Origin of the sequence: Enterococcus xiangfangensis (assembly GCF_005405365.1) — a bacterium.
In the GTDB taxonomy this organism is placed as follows: Bacteria; Bacillota; Bacilli; order Lactobacillales; family Enterococcaceae; genus Enterococcus_A; species Enterococcus_A xiangfangensis.
In genome coordinates this window covers 188,473-204,663 of record NZ_BJDX01000001.1, presented here as the reverse complement: position 1 = coordinate 204,663, position 16,191 = coordinate 188,473, and the positions used below count along the sequence as shown (strand labels likewise).

At 37.7% G+C, this 16,191-nt stretch carries 21 protein-coding genes; 19 read left to right on the top strand and 2 right to left on the bottom strand.

All coding sequences use genetic code 11. From position 1 onward, the window contains the following. Positions 1–2: 2 nt before the first annotated feature. The 6 genes from FFM68_RS01055 to sufB all read left to right on the top strand — a co-directional run bounded on the left by FFM68_RS01055 (position 3) and on the right by sufB (position 6,383). Positions 3–842 (top strand): MetQ/NlpA family ABC transporter substrate-binding protein, encoded by an 840-nt coding sequence (locus FFM68_RS01055; RefSeq protein WP_137617594.1) that lies wholly within the window; start codon positions 3–5, stop codon positions 840–842. A gap of 256 nt (positions 843–1,098) precedes the next feature. Further along, on the top strand, positions 1,099–1,869 hold the full coding sequence (sufC, locus tag FFM68_RS01050; RefSeq protein ID WP_137617593.1) for a Fe-S cluster assembly ATPase SufC: 771 nt from the start codon (positions 1,099–1,101) through the stop codon (positions 1,867–1,869). Positions 1,870–1,882: 13 nt separating this feature from the next. Next, the gene (gene sufD / locus FFM68_RS01045) at positions 1,883–3,160 is read left to right on the top strand and encodes a Fe-S cluster assembly protein SufD (RefSeq protein ID WP_137617592.1); all 1,278 of its coding nucleotides are present in this window, start codon (positions 1,883–1,885) and stop codon (positions 3,158–3,160) included. Then, the gene (locus tag FFM68_RS01040) at positions 3,160–4,395 is read left to right on the top strand and encodes a cysteine desulfurase (RefSeq protein WP_137617591.1); all 1,236 of its coding nucleotides are present in this window, start codon (positions 3,160–3,162) and stop codon (positions 4,393–4,395) included. The genes sufD and FFM68_RS01040 overlap by 1 nt, the downstream gene beginning before the upstream one ends. Then, complete coding sequence (gene sufU, locus FFM68_RS01035) at positions 4,382–4,855, top strand: Fe-S cluster assembly sulfur transfer protein SufU (protein WP_137617590.1); 474 nt, start codon at positions 4,382–4,384, stop codon at positions 4,853–4,855. Before FFM68_RS01040 ends, sufU begins: the two co-directional genes overlap by 14 nt. Positions 4,856–4,991: 136 nt before the next feature. Then, entirely contained in the window at positions 4,992–6,383 is a 1,392-nt protein-coding gene (sufB, locus tag FFM68_RS01030) for a Fe-S cluster assembly protein SufB (protein WP_137617589.1), read from the top strand. Positions 6,384–6,479: 96 nt separating this feature from the next. On the opposite strand, the gene FFM68_RS01025 is transcribed toward sufB, so the two are convergent. Both FFM68_RS01025 and FFM68_RS01020 read right to left on the bottom strand, forming a co-directional pair. After that, on the bottom strand, positions 6,480–7,631 hold the full coding sequence (locus tag FFM68_RS01025) for a tyrosine-type recombinase/integrase (protein ID WP_137617588.1): 1,152 nt from the start codon (positions 7,629–7,631) through the stop codon (positions 6,480–6,482). Between the two features lie 38 nt (positions 7,632–7,669). Continuing rightward, positions 7,670–8,410 carry a helix-turn-helix domain-containing protein gene (locus tag FFM68_RS01020; protein ID WP_137617587.1) on the bottom strand — a complete coding sequence of 247 codons (741 nt, stop codon included), beginning with the start codon at positions 8,408–8,410 and terminating at the stop codon, positions 7,670–7,672. 130 nt (positions 8,411–8,540) lie between these two features. Here FFM68_RS01020 and FFM68_RS01015 point away from each other — a divergent pair, with 130 nt between their 5' ends. The 13 genes from FFM68_RS01015 (at position 8,541) to FFM68_RS00955 (ending at position 16,186) form a co-directional block, all read left to right on the top strand. Continuing rightward, positions 8,541–8,765, top strand: a complete 225-nt coding sequence (locus FFM68_RS01015; RefSeq protein ID WP_137617586.1) for a helix-turn-helix transcriptional regulator — start codon at positions 8,541–8,543, stop codon at positions 8,763–8,765. 13 nt (positions 8,766–8,778) lie between these two features. Continuing rightward, positions 8,779–9,051 (top strand): helix-turn-helix domain-containing protein, encoded by a 273-nt coding sequence (locus FFM68_RS01010; protein WP_137617585.1) that lies wholly within the window; start codon positions 8,779–8,781, stop codon positions 9,049–9,051. Positions 9,052–9,116: 65 nt separating this feature from the next. Further along, the gene (locus tag FFM68_RS01005) at positions 9,117–9,728 is read left to right on the top strand and encodes a BRO-N domain-containing protein (RefSeq protein WP_137617584.1); all 612 of its coding nucleotides are present in this window, start codon (positions 9,117–9,119) and stop codon (positions 9,726–9,728) included. Between the two features lie 12 nt (positions 9,729–9,740). Further along, the gene (locus FFM68_RS01000) at positions 9,741–10,046 is read left to right on the top strand and encodes a hypothetical protein (protein WP_137617583.1); all 306 of its coding nucleotides are present in this window, start codon (positions 9,741–9,743) and stop codon (positions 10,044–10,046) included. Positions 10,047–10,173: 127 nt separating this feature from the next. Next, entirely contained in the window at positions 10,174–10,341 is a 168-nt protein-coding gene (locus FFM68_RS13215; protein ID WP_239585015.1) for a hypothetical protein, read from the top strand. Beyond that, positions 10,341–10,547, top strand: a complete 207-nt coding sequence (locus FFM68_RS00990; RefSeq protein WP_137617582.1) for a hypothetical protein — start codon at positions 10,341–10,343, stop codon at positions 10,545–10,547. The genes FFM68_RS13215 and FFM68_RS00990 overlap by 1 nt, the downstream gene beginning before the upstream one ends. 40 nt (positions 10,548–10,587) lie before the next feature. Then, positions 10,588–12,240 (top strand): phage resistance protein, encoded by a 1,653-nt coding sequence (locus FFM68_RS00985; protein ID WP_204652626.1) that lies wholly within the window; start codon positions 10,588–10,590, stop codon positions 12,238–12,240. A 331-nt stretch (positions 12,241–12,571) separates the two neighbouring features. Beyond that, positions 12,572–13,390: a bifunctional DNA primase/polymerase gene (locus FFM68_RS00980; RefSeq protein WP_137617581.1), complete on the top strand. Its 819-nt coding sequence runs from the start codon at positions 12,572–12,574 to the stop codon at positions 13,388–13,390. Positions 13,391–13,393: 3 nt separating this feature from the next. Beyond that, positions 13,394–13,606 (top strand): hypothetical protein, encoded by a 213-nt coding sequence (locus FFM68_RS00975; protein ID WP_239585014.1) that lies wholly within the window; start codon positions 13,394–13,396, stop codon positions 13,604–13,606. A 174-nt stretch (positions 13,607–13,780) separates the two neighbouring features. Further along, positions 13,781–13,915 (top strand): DUF2292 domain-containing protein, encoded by a 135-nt coding sequence (locus tag FFM68_RS00970; protein ID WP_137617580.1) that lies wholly within the window; start codon positions 13,781–13,783, stop codon positions 13,913–13,915. Positions 13,916–14,117: 202 nt separating this feature from the next. After that, positions 14,118–14,726, top strand: a complete 609-nt coding sequence (locus FFM68_RS00965; RefSeq protein ID WP_137617579.1) for a hypothetical protein — start codon at positions 14,118–14,120, stop codon at positions 14,724–14,726. 30 nt (positions 14,727–14,756) lie between these two features. After that, the gene (locus tag FFM68_RS00960; protein ID WP_137617578.1) at positions 14,757–15,098 is read left to right on the top strand and encodes a hypothetical protein; all 342 of its coding nucleotides are present in this window, start codon (positions 14,757–14,759) and stop codon (positions 15,096–15,098) included. 818 nt (positions 15,099–15,916) lie between these two features. Next, the gene (locus tag FFM68_RS00955) at positions 15,917–16,186 is read left to right on the top strand and encodes a hypothetical protein (protein ID WP_137617577.1); all 270 of its coding nucleotides are present in this window, start codon (positions 15,917–15,919) and stop codon (positions 16,184–16,186) included. Positions 16,187–16,191: the final 5 nt, after the last annotated feature.

Here is a 16,191-nt window from a genome sequence, read left to right as displayed (position 1 = left end):
TAATGAAAAAGAAAATTTTGGGATTTGCAGCAGTAGCATTATTAACAGTAGGTCTAGCAGCTTGTGGAAACAGCGGATCAGATTCAGCTGACAGCAGTAAAAAAGAAGACAAAACATTAGTCGTCGGAGCATCACCAACACCTCACGCAGAAATCTTGGAACATGTGAAACCATTGCTTGAAAAAGAAGGCGTAAAACTAGAAATCAAAAAATTTGATGATTATGTATTACCTAACAAGGCATTAGCGGATGGAGATATCGATGTCAACTATTTCCAACACAAACCATTTTTCAACAAAGCCGTAAAAGAAAATGACTACAAATTCTCTGATGTTGGATCCGTTCACATCGAGCCAATGGGTTTTTATTCTAAAAAAATTAAAGATATCAAAGATTTGAAAGATGGTGCAACAATCATTACTTCAAACTCTGAATCTGATTGGGGCCGGATCATCACAATTTTACAAGATGCCGACTTAGTAACAGTCAAAGATGGAGTCGATTTAGAAACAGCAACATTTGATGATATCGCAGAAAATCCAAAGAATTTGAAATTTGAACATTCAATAGATCCTGCATTGCTTGCAACAACTTACGAAAATGATGAAGGCGATCTAGTAGCGATCAATGCTAACTTTGCTTATGGAGCTGGGTTGAACCCAGTCAAAGATTCTCTATTACTTGAAAAAGACAAATCACCATACGCAAATATCTTAGCAGTTCGTACTGAAGACAAAGATAATGCTAGTGTTAAAAAGTTAGAGAAAGTCTTACATGAAAAAGACGTTCAAGACTGGATCTTAGAAAAATGGGATGGTTCTGTAAAACCTGTTAATGAATAAAGTCGATTTAGCGCTGAGAGAATTCATTCTTTCAGTGCTAATTTTTTCGTTTTTAGAGCAAACAGTTTTACAAATTTTTAAAAGATCGAAAAATGAAGTCTAACTGCTTGTATAGAATAAAATCAAGAGAAGCAAATCTATAATAATTCTAAATAAAAAACAGTTTATTAGAATAAAATGAGTGAATCAGTTTGTATTCCATTCTCATTTAGTCTAAAATATGTGAGAACGAGAAAAAAATTTTGGAGGTACTTTCATGTCAGTTTTAGAGATCAAAGACTTGCACGTTGCCATTGATGATAAAGAGATTTTAAAAGGTGTAAACCTTGTGATGAAAACGGGAGAGATCCACGCTATCATGGGGCCGAACGGAACGGGGAAATCTACTTTATCCGCAGCGGTCATGGGCAACCCAAATTATAAAGTCACTAAAGGCGAGATCCTTTTCGATGGCAAAAACATTTTAGACTTGGAAGTCGATGAACGAGCACGCTTAGGTTTATTTCTAGCGATGCAATATCCAAGTGAGATCCCAGGAATCAGCAATGCTGAATTCATGCGGGCAGCGATCAATGCGCGCCGTGGAGAAAATGAAAAAATCTCTGTAATGCAATTCTTAAAAAAATTAGATAAAAAAATGGCATTGTTGAATATGCCCGAAGAAATGGCAGAACGCTATTTAAATGAAGGTTTTTCAGGCGGAGAAAAGAAACGAAACGAAATTTTACAATTATTGATGATCGAACCAACTTTTGCGATCTTAGATGAAATCGACTCAGGCTTAGACATTGATGCATTAAAAGTTGTTTCTAAAGGAATCAATGAAATGCGGGGTAAAGAATTTGGGGCGTTGATCATTACCCATTACCAACGACTATTAAATTATATCGTGCCTGATGTAGTGCATATCATGATGGATGGTAAAGTTGTCATGACTGGTGACGCAGAATTAGCGAAACGTTTAGAAGCTGAAGGTTACGCAGGAATATCTGCTGAATTAGGTATCGATTACAAAGAAGAAGTTTAGGAGGACAAGATAGATGAAAAAATGGACAGAATATCTTGAGGCCGTTAAAGCTTACTCAGCTGAATGGGCCGAACCTCAATGGATGACGGATTTACGGGTCGATGCATTAAATAAAATCGATGAATTGCCGCTGCCTGTAATTGAAAAAGTAAAATTTGCGCGCTGGAATCTTTACAATGTAAAACCAGAACACCAACAAGTGGCCGGAACGATCCCAAGCTTTGATGAAATGAAAGACAATCCACTGATCGTGCAAACAGGTGAAACGACTGTTTTTGAACAAATCCCTGCTAAGCTTGCAGATCAAGGTGTAATTTTTACAGATTTAGTCACGGCATTGCAAGAACATCCTGAATTGGTCAAAGAATATTACATGCAAAAAGCAGTCCCAGTTGAGGAAAACTCAATGACTGCTCTACATGCAGCATTTATGAACAATGGGGTCTTTTTATACGTACCAAAAAATGTCGTGATCGAAGAACCAATCGAAAGTTTATTTTTGCATAACGGAGATGACGATGCTCATTTCTTCAAACACGTGCTGATCGTAGCCGAAACCAACAGTGAGTTTTCTTACTTGGAACGGTTCGAATCACATGGCGATGCGGCGAAGAAATTATCAGGGAATGTTGTGGTCGAAGTGATCGCAAAACCAGGTGCACATGTGAAATTTTCTGCTGTGGATTCATTAGGCACAAATATTGCGACATATATGAATCGCCGCGGTTACTTGATGCGCGATTCGATGATCGATTGGGCGATCGGGATTATGAACGATGGCAATGTGATCGCAGACTTTGATTCTGATTTAGTCGGCGAAGGGGCTCATTCAGAAGTGAAGATTGTCGCAATCAGCACCGGCAAACAAATCCAAGGAATCGATACTCGAGTGACGAACAAAGCACCTCATACGATCGGCCATATTTTGCAACATGGGGTCATTTTAGAGAAATCAACGTTGACGTTTAACGGAATCGGTCATATTTTGAAAGGCGCAAAAGGTGCCGATGCACAACAAGAAAGTCGGATATTGATGCTGTCTGAAAAGTCTCGCGGAGATGCTAATCCAATTCTTTTGATTGATGAAAACGAAGTGACTGCTGGACATGCGGCCAGTGTTGGTCGAGTGGATCCGGATGAATTGTTCTACTTGATGAGTCGCGGCTTGGAAAAATCGGCAGCTGAACGTTTAGTTATTCGTGGATTCTTAGGACCTGTTATTACAGCTATTCCAACTAAAGCTACTCAAGAACAATTGATCGATACGATTGAAGGGAAGTTGAGTAAATAATGAGGGATTTTTCTACTATTAGAAAAGATTTTCCAATTCTTTTCCAAGAAGTAAATGATGAACCGCTAGTTTACTTAGACAATGCGGCGACTACACAAAAACCGACGCAAGTCTTAGATGTGTTGCGTCATTATTATGAAACTGACAATGCCAATGTTCATCGCGGCGTGCATACGCTAGCGGAGCGGGCGACCAAAGATTATGAAAACAGCCGCGAAAAAGTTCGTGCTTTTATCAACGCAAAAGAAACTGCTGAAGTTTTGTTCACACGGGGAACAACTACAGGACTGAACTGGTTAGCGCGCAGCTATGGCGATGCGTTTATCAAAGAAGGCGATGAGATCGTTGTTTCTTACATGGAACATCATTCCAATATCATTCCGTGGCAGCAATTAGCGCAACGCAAAGGCGCAACACTGCGTTACTTGCCACTGACGGATGAAGGCTTTATCGATATGACCGCAGCTCAAGAAATCATCAACGAAAAAACTGCGATCGTTTCATTAGCTTACGTTTCCAATGTTTTAGGTGTCATTAATCCGATCGAAGAATTGGCAAAACTTGCTCATGCTCAGCAAGCGGTCATGATTGTCGACGGCGCACAAGCGGCACCGCATATGACTGTTGATGTCCAAGCGTTAGACGCTGACTTCTTTGCCTTTAGCGGACACAAGATGTGCGGACCAACTGGGATTGGTGTATTATATGGCAAACGTCAATGGTTGGAACAAATGGAACCTGTGGAATTCGGCGGAGAAATGATCGATTTTGTAAATCTTTACGATAGTACATGGAAAGAGTTGCCATGGAAGTTTGAAGCCGGCACGCCAAACATTGCAGGAGCAATCACATTAGGCGGAGCGATCGATTACTTGAACGAGCTTGGAATGGAAAATATCCATCGCTACGAGCAAGAATTAGTGGCTTATGTTTTACCTAAATTACAAGAAATCGAAGGCATCACTATTTACGGACCGCAAGATCCGGAACATCATACTGGTGTGATTGCCTTTAATTTAGAAGGCCTTCATCCTCATGATGTAGCGACTGCTTTAGACATGGAAGGCGTTGCGGTGCGCGCAGGCCATCACTGTGCACAACCGTTAATGAACTATTTGAATCTGCCAGCGACAGCGCGGGCCAGCTTCTATTTCTATAATACGAAAGAAGATGCAGACCGTTTGGTTGAAGCAATTCAGGCAACGAAGGAGTTTTTCAAAGATGGCGCTATCTAAATTAGATAATTTGTATCGGCAAGTGATCTTGGATCATTCTGCTCATCCGCATCATCATGGAAAACTAAATGATTCCACACAAACAATCGAGCTGAACAATCCGACTTGTGGTGATGTGATCGAACTTGAACTGATCATCAAAGACGGTGTGATTGAAGATATCGCGTTTTCTGGCAGTGGGTGTTCAATCTCAACAGCGAGTGCATCCATGATGACAGAAGCTGTGATCGGTAAACCAGTCTCAGAAGCAGAGCATTTAGCCGTAATCTTTGCACAAATGGTTCAAGGCAATGAGATACCTGAAAAAGATGAAGAAGCCTTGGGAGATGCAGCGATGCTCAGCGGTGTCGCAAAATTCCCAGCGCGGATCAAATGCTCAACACTAGCTTGGAAAGCATTAGGCAAAGCCTTGACGGATGAACAAGGCAAAGCCCGTGAAGGACAATACCATAAGGAATAGGTATCAAATTTGACGCTTGAGATCTTTACAGAAAAATGTACCAAAGTACAGACCAGGCGTATGAACGGAACATCAAGTTTTTATTTTTAAAAAGAAAAATTAAAAAAAATCAAGAGGAAAAAAGGAGCGGGAATACATGAGTGTACCTGAAATCGAAGAATATCAATTTGGCTTCCATGATGATGTCGAACCTGTCTTTACGACTGGCGATGGCCTATCGGAAGAAGTCATTCGCGAAATCTCCCGCGCAAAGGAAGAACCAGAATGGATGTTGGATTTTCGTTTGAAATCCTTAGAAACATTCAGAAAATTAGACATGCCTGAATATGGACCGGATTTGTCCGAATTGGATTTTGATAAAATCAATTATTTCATTCGTTCAAGCGACAAACCAGCCCGTGACTGGGAAGATGTACCGGAAGAAATTAAAACAACCTTTGAACGTATCGGGATTCCTGAAGCAGAACGAGCTTATTTAGCCGGTGCTTCCGCTCAATATGAATCAGAAGTGGTCTATCACAATATGAAAGAAGAATTCACGAAATTAGGAATCGTCTTCACTGATACGGATACAGCGCTGAAAGAATATCCTGAACTATTCAAGGAATACTTTGGGACGCTAGTTCCTCCTTCAGACAATAAATTAGCTGCCTTAAACTCAGCCGCTTGGTCTGGCGGAAGCTTTATCTACGTGCCAAAAGGTGTAAAAACGGATATTCCGATCCAATCATATTTCCGAATCAATTCGGCAAACACTGGACAATTTGAACGGACAATGATCATCGTGGATGAAGGGGCAAGTATCAATTACGTAGAAGGTTGTACCGCACCAACTTACTCTTCAAGCAGTCTGCATGCCGCAGTCGTTGAAGTCTTTGTTAAAAAAGATGGCTATTGCCGTTATACGACAATCCAAAACTGGTCTAACAATGTCTATAGTTTAGAAACTAAACGGGGTCAAGCGCAAGAAAATGCAACAATGGAATGGATCGACGGAAACTTAGGATCAAAAGTAACGATGAAATACCCAAGTGTCTACATGGAAGGCAAAGGCGCGCGTGGTACAATGTTATCAATCGCTGTAGCCGGTAAAAATATCATATTAGACAATGGTGCTCGGATGATCCACAATGCGCCGAATACCTCTAGCACGATCGTTTCAAAATCAATCGCTAAAGACGGCGGTGCAGTCGACTATCGCGGAACCGTTCGCTTTGGTCGCGATAGTGCTGGATCGTTCAGCCACATCGAGTGTGACACGATCATCATGGACGATCAATCTACTTCCGATACGATTCCATACAATGAGATCTTAAACGGCAATGTCTCCTTAGAACATGAAGCCAAAGTTTCAAAAATTTCCGAAGAACAACTCTATTATTTAATGAGTCGCGGTATTTCCGAACAAGAAGCGACCGAAATGATCGTAATGGGCTTTGTAGAACCATTCACCAAAGAACTACCAATGGAATACGCTGTAGAACTAAACCGTCTGATCCAATATGAGATGGAAGGCAGTGTGGGGTAGTAAGAAGAATAAGGTTAGGAACGCTTTTATATCAACGTTCCTAGCCTTTTTTATTTTGCTGTTTTGAAAAAAGCTATCTGAAAGTCTATCTATTTGTCAGAAAGCTAAATACTTTGCTAATTTATCGCTAGTATTTTCTGCCTGTTTAGGTGTGACATGGCTATAAATGTTCATGGTCGTTTTTACATCTTTATGACCTAGCCTTTTTTGAACTTCATTGATCGTTGCGCCAGATTCAAACATAAGAGAGCATGCTGTGTGACGAAATCCATGTGGACTGATCCGTTTAAGCTCAATTCCTTTTTTTTCTGCTTTGTCGTATATCCAATCAAGCCAATCATTGACAACTTGTGGATAAAATAGATCATTGGATAAATTGCTAAACATTAGCTGCTTGCCTTTTGTCGTGTTGTATCCTAACTTTAAGTAATCTTCTTTTTGAATAGCAAACCAATGCTTTAAAACTCGTATTGTTTCATCATCCAAACTGATGGTACGGTATGAGCTTTTTGTTTTTGGTTCTTGCAATAGAATTGTTCCAAATTCATCAATAGCAAGAGTTTTACCAATTGTTAGAGTTTTATTGAAAATATTCAAGTCTGATTTATACAATGCCAAAGCTTCTGATTTTCTCATACCTGTGATGGCTAGTAATCGAAAGAAAGCATAGTATTTATAATTGTCCAATGTTTTGACAAAATCCATGAAGTTCTTTAATTCCTCTTTGTTGTAAAAATTTGGCTCTTTATTATCCTCTTTTTTGCGCGGAAGGATAGTCTTTTTCATAGGATTGCTATCCATAAGCTCCATTGACACACCATAGCTCATAACTTGAGCTGCAGCACGTCTCATATAGTTGTACTGCCTGAATTTACCATGCCATTCGTTTACACACTTTTGGCAATAAGACACTGTGATTTGATCAAGCTTCAATTTTCCAAACTTGGGTAACACATGATTTTCAATGAAACGCCGATTTGTAGCAACTGTAGAAGGCTTAACACCTTTTCTATGTTGCTCAAGCCAATCGTTATATAGTTCATTGAAAGTGATAGACCGACGCTTTTTCGATCCTTTAAGAACTCGTGCTTTTAACTGATCGAATGTAGCAACGGCCTCTTTCTTTGTATCAAAGCCCTTGCGTTTGGTAACTACTTTTTTACCAGTGATCGGATCAGTAGCAACATAACCGCTAAACATCCATTTACGTTTATTGTTTTTATCTTTGTATTGTTCATATTTTGGCATTTTCTAATCCCTCCCGTGCTGGGGGCAATGGAGGTTGATTACAAGTTAATAGTGGGTGATTTATCAATCAACGTTTGGAGATCATCAATAGCTTGATTTATCATTTTTTCATCGTTGTATCTCAAAATATCAATACTACTTCTTTGATAATTATCAAGCGTACTTAAATACTTTCGTTTTAAATCTGATAGGGAAGTTACTCCCTGAGCACTGTTGATTTTTGAATAATCATCTTTGTACCGATCAGAATAAAGATAGGGCATTGCATCCCCAATATCTTCGGTTATGGACCTACTTAATAAATTTAATATGTTAGTTTCAATTTGTTGTGGATTAGACCAGTGCTCTAAAGCATCTTTTTTCTTTTCATCAAAAAAATTCTCAAGGCTAACCATGTCAGAGTAGCTTTTATCAAAATATTTAGGGAACAAAGCACTTTTTACTTCATTTATTATAAAAGGGATAACGGCGTTGCTAATTGAACTGTCTTCATTTAGTTCAATTTCAAAATTATCCAATAAAGTATGTGCATATTCATCAAGAGAACCATACAGTAGATATTCAACGGAGGTATTACCTAAGTCAGCAATTGCTTTGAGCGTAATATCATTAGGAATATTCAACCCTTTTTCCCACTTAGAAGCATTACTCTTAGTGGTCTTAATGGCGTGGCTAGTCTCTGCCTGAATTGCTTTAGCAAACGTTTCGAGCGTGTCTTTTCTAGCAACGCGGATATTTTTGATTCGTTTTCCTAACGCTAGTTTATTAATATCATTCATAATTTTACTCCTCTCTAAAGGGATTATATCATGAATTTATACATGTATGTATCAAAAGTAGCAAGTTCCACTTGCAATATTTGAAATCCGTGCTAAAATAAAAGTATCAAAAGTTGAAAGGAGATAACAGATGAATATGATAGCTGGATATCGCAAAATGCTAGATAAGTCTCAAACAGAAATGGCAAAGATTTTTGGAATATCATTACAAGCTTATCGCTTGAAAGAAATTGGAAGAACACCCTTTTCAGATAACGAGAAATTAAAGTTCAAAAAAATGCTTTTACCTATTTTTCCGGATATAACAATTGACGATATTTTTTTTAAACAAAAAGTATCAAAAGTTGAAAAATGATAGGAGGGTTGTTATGAGATTAGAAGTTGATTTAAGCCCAACAGTAGAACAACAGCTATCAGAAGTTGCTTCAAAAGTTTGGGCGGAACAGATGCAACAACAAGTAGAGAAGCAATCTTTTCCCGACTGGATGGATTTAGCAACTACTTGCAAATATTTACAAGTATCACGTTCTAATTTAAATAGATTTATTCGTGAGCTTGATTTTCCGGTCAGTGTGATTGCACAAACCAAACGAGTGAATCGAAAAAAGTGTGATGAGTGGATGGAACAATTTGAAATTTAAATTATTGCTGGGGGCAATGGAGATTGGATTAAATACGAATCGTCTATTTAGAAAGGGGTAACTACATGAAGACGGAAATTTGGAACGATCATGAAATTAGATTTATTGAGTTAAATAATGAGTGGTGGGCAGTAGGGAGTGATGTAGCAAAGGCGTTGGGATACAAGAAGCCTAGAAATGCTGTTAACAGACACGCCCTGAAACGGGGCACCTATAACGACGGGGTTTCTGCTACTAGTTATGTGATTATTCAAGAACCAGATATTTATAGATTAATTTTTGGATCAAAACTTGATTCAGCCGAACAGTTTCAGAAATGGGTTTTTAATGTAATCAAGCAATTACGCCAATCAGTAGGTATTGAAGGTTTCCAAGTGTTCAGAATGCTTGATAAGGAACATCAGAAAGAAGCTATGGCAAAGTTGAATCGTTCAATCAAGGACCCAAAACCAAAAGACTTTATCAAGGCGAACACTATTGCTAATAAGGCTGTATCTAATTTATATGGCCATTCAAAAATGGTGAATAAGGAAGCTATGACCCCAGAAATGTTGGCTGATCGTGAAGCTGTCTTAGATGAAACCGTACAGCTTATGACAATGAAAGAAAAATATGGTCTACAGTTTTCGGTCAGCGAAAAAATTTATAACCATCAAAACTGGTCAGAAATTGCATAGGAGGAAATCAACATGAATGAAGGACAAAATGCAGCAATGGAGAAATCATTATCGAAAGTTGTCACAGACAAAACAGCTAAGGAGTTAGCCAGTTTGGAAGGCGAAGCACTGGTAAATACATTTAACGGTCTGTATGAGCAAATGGAGTATCAAAATTTGATGCCTAAAGAACCGACTGTAAAAAGCGTTGTGCAAGAGTTATATGAATTGAGCATGGCACGTTTTGATGAGGAGTTTGATCGTGATTCGATGCAGGATTTGTTTTACTCACAGGTTGAATTATTAGCTGATTTATTAGGATCGAAACTGGAGGACTAACTTATGAATCGGAGACAGAAAAAAAGCCTTATCCCACAATGTCTTGGCGGACAGGATAAAGGCAAACAAAAGGCTTTAAACAGCCATCTTCTGTCTTCGATTATAAACGAAATCGGAGGAAAATGCCATGGATAGAAAAATTAATCTTATTTTAGCAGCCGTTTTATTCGGTGGACTAGCTACTATGTTACCGAATTTATTAAAACTGTGCTTATTTGTCGGTATCGGATTGGTGCTATTTACAAATTATGATGAATTTGAATATGAACGACGAGTTAAAGGGAGAGACCAATAATGGATAGTAATGATTTAATTGTTGAAGCGGGAGACCTTGCTAATAGTATGTTAGGACTAGAAGCTTTTGTAAACGATCGTTTTACTTCATCGGGCAATATAACCAGAGACGATCTTTCGGCTTTAAATGGCCTAATTGCTTCAATAAGATTGCTGGGAGACACTCACAGCAAAAATATTATTCATTATTTGGATGAATCTGAATGATTAAAATAAGTATTTTGAGTATTAAGGGATGTGATGAAATTTGACTAGTACCTCAAATGTTGTCGGTGAAAAAGATGCAACAGAATTATTTAGGGAGTTTCAAAAAATAAGATTGAACTTGGATCGTGTGAATACACCTCATTTATCACAGATTAAAGAAATTGTTAAACGGGTCCATTTTGCCGATATTACCAATGACCAACAAGTCTTAGATAATAAAGGGGATGCTTTTTATAAAATCTATGAAAAGGACGAGGGCGCTAAATTCAACAATTTAACACTTAGCTACACGATTGCGCCAAAGAAAACGGGCCTTGTATACGGGATTTTTAAAGAAGCGCCTGATAAAGACGGAAATAAAAAAACTATTTTTGAATACGGAAAATTTACTAATTATGCTCGATTCTTGGCTGACATTACTGCTGGAAAAGTGATCTATTCTAAAGAACTAAAACGCTTTGTGGCTGTTCAAAAAAATGCGTTTAAGCTGATTGACGAAACGCTTTTTTCCTATGATTATCCCATTGAGAAGAAGCAACAAATTCCTGATTTTTTATCTGTTTTAGAGGCAATATACGGTCAGCATATTAAGATAGAAACGCACGATTACAATGTACAACCTTTTTCGTTTGCTGGTAGTGATTGGATATATGATTGCAAAAGCTTAATTATGGAACAACGAAAGCCAGCAGCAAACGAGTTGTTCTTTGCATCTTATGATGTAGCATACAATGAACTAAATTTTGAAATGGCAGATAATTTCTTAAATCTGATCGCTGATGATGACAATAGTCTAAATAATGTTAGTCTGTTACACGCTTATGTTTTGTTGAGAAAATTAAAACTGGAACCCCCAGAACACTTCTTTATTTTGAAAGACTTCGGCCGAACAGGTAAAGGGCTATTGATGACTACCTTTGAAGGTGTTTTTAAAGTAAACAAAGTTGATTTTGATAAATTGATGGCTGGCGGATTTGAGGCAAGTAATGAGTGGTTGAAATTCTATGGAGCTGATGTTGCACACGCCAATGAAACAGATGGGATCACTGCAAAAGAAATGCGAATTTTGCGGATGATAGCCACCGGAGAGACAAAAACGGGACGCGAAATTGGTAAAGATGCAGTGCGATTTAAAATTCAAAGTGTCCTTGCTTTAGATACCAATGAGTCAGTTGATATTAGCAGTATAACAGCCAATAAATCACGGACGGTAAAAATTGCCTTCAAAGATCGACCGAAAGGTGAAACAGATGGGGAGCGCCATGCCATCTTTAGACCATATTGGAATTTCATTCAACCAAAAGGAGAACAGTCCCTAGCTGCAAATTTATCGTTTTTGATTTATAGCTTGGACTATTTAAAAAAGCAAGGTGGTAAATTTAAGTTTGGCAGTGTAGCCTTGAAAAACTATCGCAATGCAGACGAATTGACCGAAACACAACGAATTTTGGTGGTAGTCATTCATCGAGATGGATTCATTTTAGCTAGTGATCCGACACTGGCGCAAGCAGTGATAGATGATTATGGAAGTTTTCGCTATCAAAAGGCAAAAGATGATGTAAAAAAAATAGGAGTAAAGTTGAATCGACCAAAGAAAATTGAAGGCCAAGTTTTCAAAGTACATGTTATTGAAGATAGAGAACTATTTTTTCAAGTTGTTAAGCTACTCAAGGATTCAGAGTATATTGAATAACAAGAAAGTTAAAGGTTACTCCATGATTTAATAAGGTTACTAAGGGTTAAGTAACCCTTAACTCAAAAAATAAGTAACTCTCATTTTTAAAGTAACTCTTAGGTAACCTTTCCTATAACTCTTATAAATGCTGGTATATCAATAAGTAACCTTGGTAACCCTCATTTTAGCGAATTGAGAAAAGTATAAATACTATAAAGAGAAAAAAAGGTGCTATATCAAGGCTTTTAGAGACTGTTGAGAAATAGCATAAAAAAAGTGAGTAGTAAAAGGGTATAGCACTAAGGGTTACGAAGGTTACTACCTATTTAAATAACGAAGAGGTGCTAATATGAATGGCTACGAATATGCACAACTCCTACTATCGAAGGGTGTGCAGTGTATCCCATTGAATGAATATAAAACGCCGCGAGTGAGCTTTAAAGATATACCAGTAACTAGTGTCTTCCTAGAAACCTACCAGCAACTTTATGAAAGTAGTCAGTGTTTAGGAGCGTTAACCAGAGGTCTGTGGTGTATCGATATCGATCGGAATCATGCAGATGGCGTAGATGGCTATGAAAGCTTGAAACCTATCCCATTTTTTGATGAATTGACAGCGAATATGAATCAGACCATGACACAGACAACGCCAAGCGGTGGCATTCATATCATTTTCCAAAAAAGTAAAGAAGTAGAGTATAGCCAAAAGATTGCTTATCTTCCTGGTGTAGACATCAAAGCAAATGATAATAATTATTTTGTACTTGCAGGAAGCACGACTGCAAAAGGTAGATATACGAGAAATGAATTACCTCCAAAAAAGTATGAAGGTAGTTTTGAAAATCGTATTTTTGGAAGCAAAGGGAATTTTCGCCAGCAAATCATGGAACAACATAGCGTTAAAAGAATTTTTCCGGATCATGATTTTTCCCATTTTTCTGGGAAACTAACAAAAGGAAGAGGCGGCTTAGGAAAACAAGCCTATCAAAGAATTGTTGATGGAACTAGCTTGGATAGAAACAATGATTTATATCTAGCAGCAAGTTATGCAAAGGCGTGTAACGTGGACATTGAGCCATTGAAAGTATTAATTGGAACAAATAAAGACCGAGATGTTTTTACAGAAAGCGAGTTTTATAAAACAGTAAATAGTGCGATTAAGGAGTAAAAAATGAACATAAAAATTTTTGAAGGTACAAATTATTTAACTCGAGCTTCTCGAGAAAGAGGAGGAAAAACGCTAGAGAATAAGGTTCAAGACTTTCTAGATGATCATCCAGACATTAAGATCCACCATATCAAACAAAGTAGTTCAGCCGATGGTGACAGTGAAGAACTAAATGCCACCACTATCATTTCTATTTGGTACACCAATCAACAATAGAAACCATTGATTGGACTATATTACACACATCCACTTCTATCTTGGCGGATGGATGCAGTGGATGCAATCGCATAAATAAACCTATAGGCTTAATACGGAGCTGTTGCCCTACCAACATATTTTTGAATATGGTCTTTTATAGACAGTCAACAGCTAACGGAGGGAGAAAACATAATGGATAAATTATATATTGATACGAATAATAAGGCGGTCACTGTGGAGCTGCCACAACATGGAACAGTAAAGGTGATCGTACAGGATGGTAAAGTGATCCGAACGGAAACAACGACTTCACAAAAAATCAGATAGTCTGACTGGAAAACCAGAGGACACGAGAGATAAGCCAGATGTTTTGGTGGATCCCTTGTGTCCTTTTTATATAGATAATTGATCGAGTTTTTAGGAAAAGAAGGCAGAACTAAAATGGACAAACCAAAAATAAGAAGTGAGCCAGTGCTTAAATCTGGAGTAATTTATTTCTAAATAAATCAAAATAGACAGGAGAATGAACATGAAAACATTAGAAGAATTAGAAAGTTATATCAAAGAATTGGCAAGTGAAAATACTGCTGAATTGAAGGGATGCAAAGAGAATATACAAAAAGCGACTACTACTATTGAAAAAGCAGAAAAAGATATTGCTGAAGCTGAAGCAGAAGTTGATGCTAAAAAATATTCCAAAGCTAAAGAAGCTCTATGGACTGCTAAACACACTAAGGAACTCTATCTGAAACAAAAAGAAAAATTGGAAAAAAATCCGATTATCGATCAAAAAGAATATAGAAATCTTTTACATGAAATCATGGGTGAAGCTAAGGAAATCCAAGATGAACAAAATAGAAGAGCTGCAGAATTGGTGAATCAAATTAAAGAAATTTCTGATGAATCAGTGTCCACTAACAAACAGGCAAATGATTTACTTCATATTCTTCAATATGATGTTTATAAAGATGCTGATGCCTTAGTTGCAGCAAACGGTACAGTAATCACTCGGGCAAAGGAATATCAGAACGAAAAAAGTGTATCTCATTTCTTTAGAAATAAAGTTTCAGGAACGTTCTTAGCAGATCTTGCTGGAATTGAAGAAGAACCACAAAGAAAAAATTGTGTATTCTTCTAATCAGACAGTTTAAAAAGGAGAGACGAATCAATGACAGATAAAAATTATATCGATATTAAAGGCATGGAAGAACGAGTTGCGGAGGACCATCAAAAGCAAAAACAAGCATTTGCCGATAGCATGCAGGCAATCACCGACCGCAATAAAAAACAGATAGAAGAATCAACCGCTCTTTTTCATAAGGCGATAGCTTCTTCTTATGAGGATGATAAAAAGATTCGGGACGCTGAAATTGAAGCCGAAAAGCAAAAAGCAGCCAAAGAAATTGAAGATAGGTTCGAACGAGAGACAGGCGTTAAATCTGAGGAATCTTTGAAACGGGAAACTGCTCTAAGAGGGATGCTTAAGAATTTAAAAGGAATGAATGACTAATGGAGGCATTTCGTTCTGGTGACAGAGTATGTAGTAGGGTTGCAGGTAAGTATTTAGGACTACCAGGAACGATACGGAATAAAGCTCAATGGCAATATAACCTAGATACTCGTTACAACATTGATCTCGATTGTGGTGTGGCTATTACTTTACACACTTCTCAAATCGCTTACTATAGTTAACCAATTAATGATTCTGATAAAACGACCATAGATAGCTTGGTAGCAAGGCTTAGAGCGGTTATTAGCCACTTGCGATTATGCAGTGTATTCGCAAAGGTTTGAGTCAATCAATCAGAACAAAATGATTCACGAGATCAAACGAGGATCATCCAAGAAGTCTAGCGACTTGATTTGTTGGACTAGCACCAGCTACAGCCACTGGCTTCTATTCATCTTCATAAGAAAAAAACTAATAAAAATATTTGAATAAAAAGAACTTCAATTAATCATTTAATGCATGTTTAATAAGCTTTAATTAATTGAGGTATAACTTATCAAAAACAAATTTAAAAGCAATCAGCGAGTAAATAGAAGGGGGGATACCCACCCCTCCCGGCTGGCAGCCGACCTTCACGCAGTCAGTGTACATTTTTTCTCGTGTCCTATCGTTTAACAAGAAAGAAGGTGGCTTATGAGCTTAAAAAAATGCGTGATTTGTGGCTCTACTTTTGGAACTCAGCGTAAAAATGCAAGATATTGTAGTGATGGATGCAAACGTGCAGCACATAAAAACGTCGCAATCAATGGGAAAAAGAGAACCCAGATTACATGAAGGACTATATGCGATCCCGTAGGAAGAAAGTAGCTGATTAATCAATGGAACAAAACACTACAATCCTTAAAAAGTGTTCTAAATGCGGTATTGATAAAGAGCTGAGCAATCAAAATTTTACAAGACATTCGGGCCATAAAGATGGTTTCGATACTCAATGTAAAATCTGCAAAAAAATTTATGATCAAGAACGTTATAAGAAGAAACGTCAAGAGATCCTAGCACAAAAGAAAGAATACTATCAACGAAATAGAGAGAAATTGCTTGAAAAACAACATTCAAATATGCAACAAAAAAATAGAAAAGGTAGGTAAATACT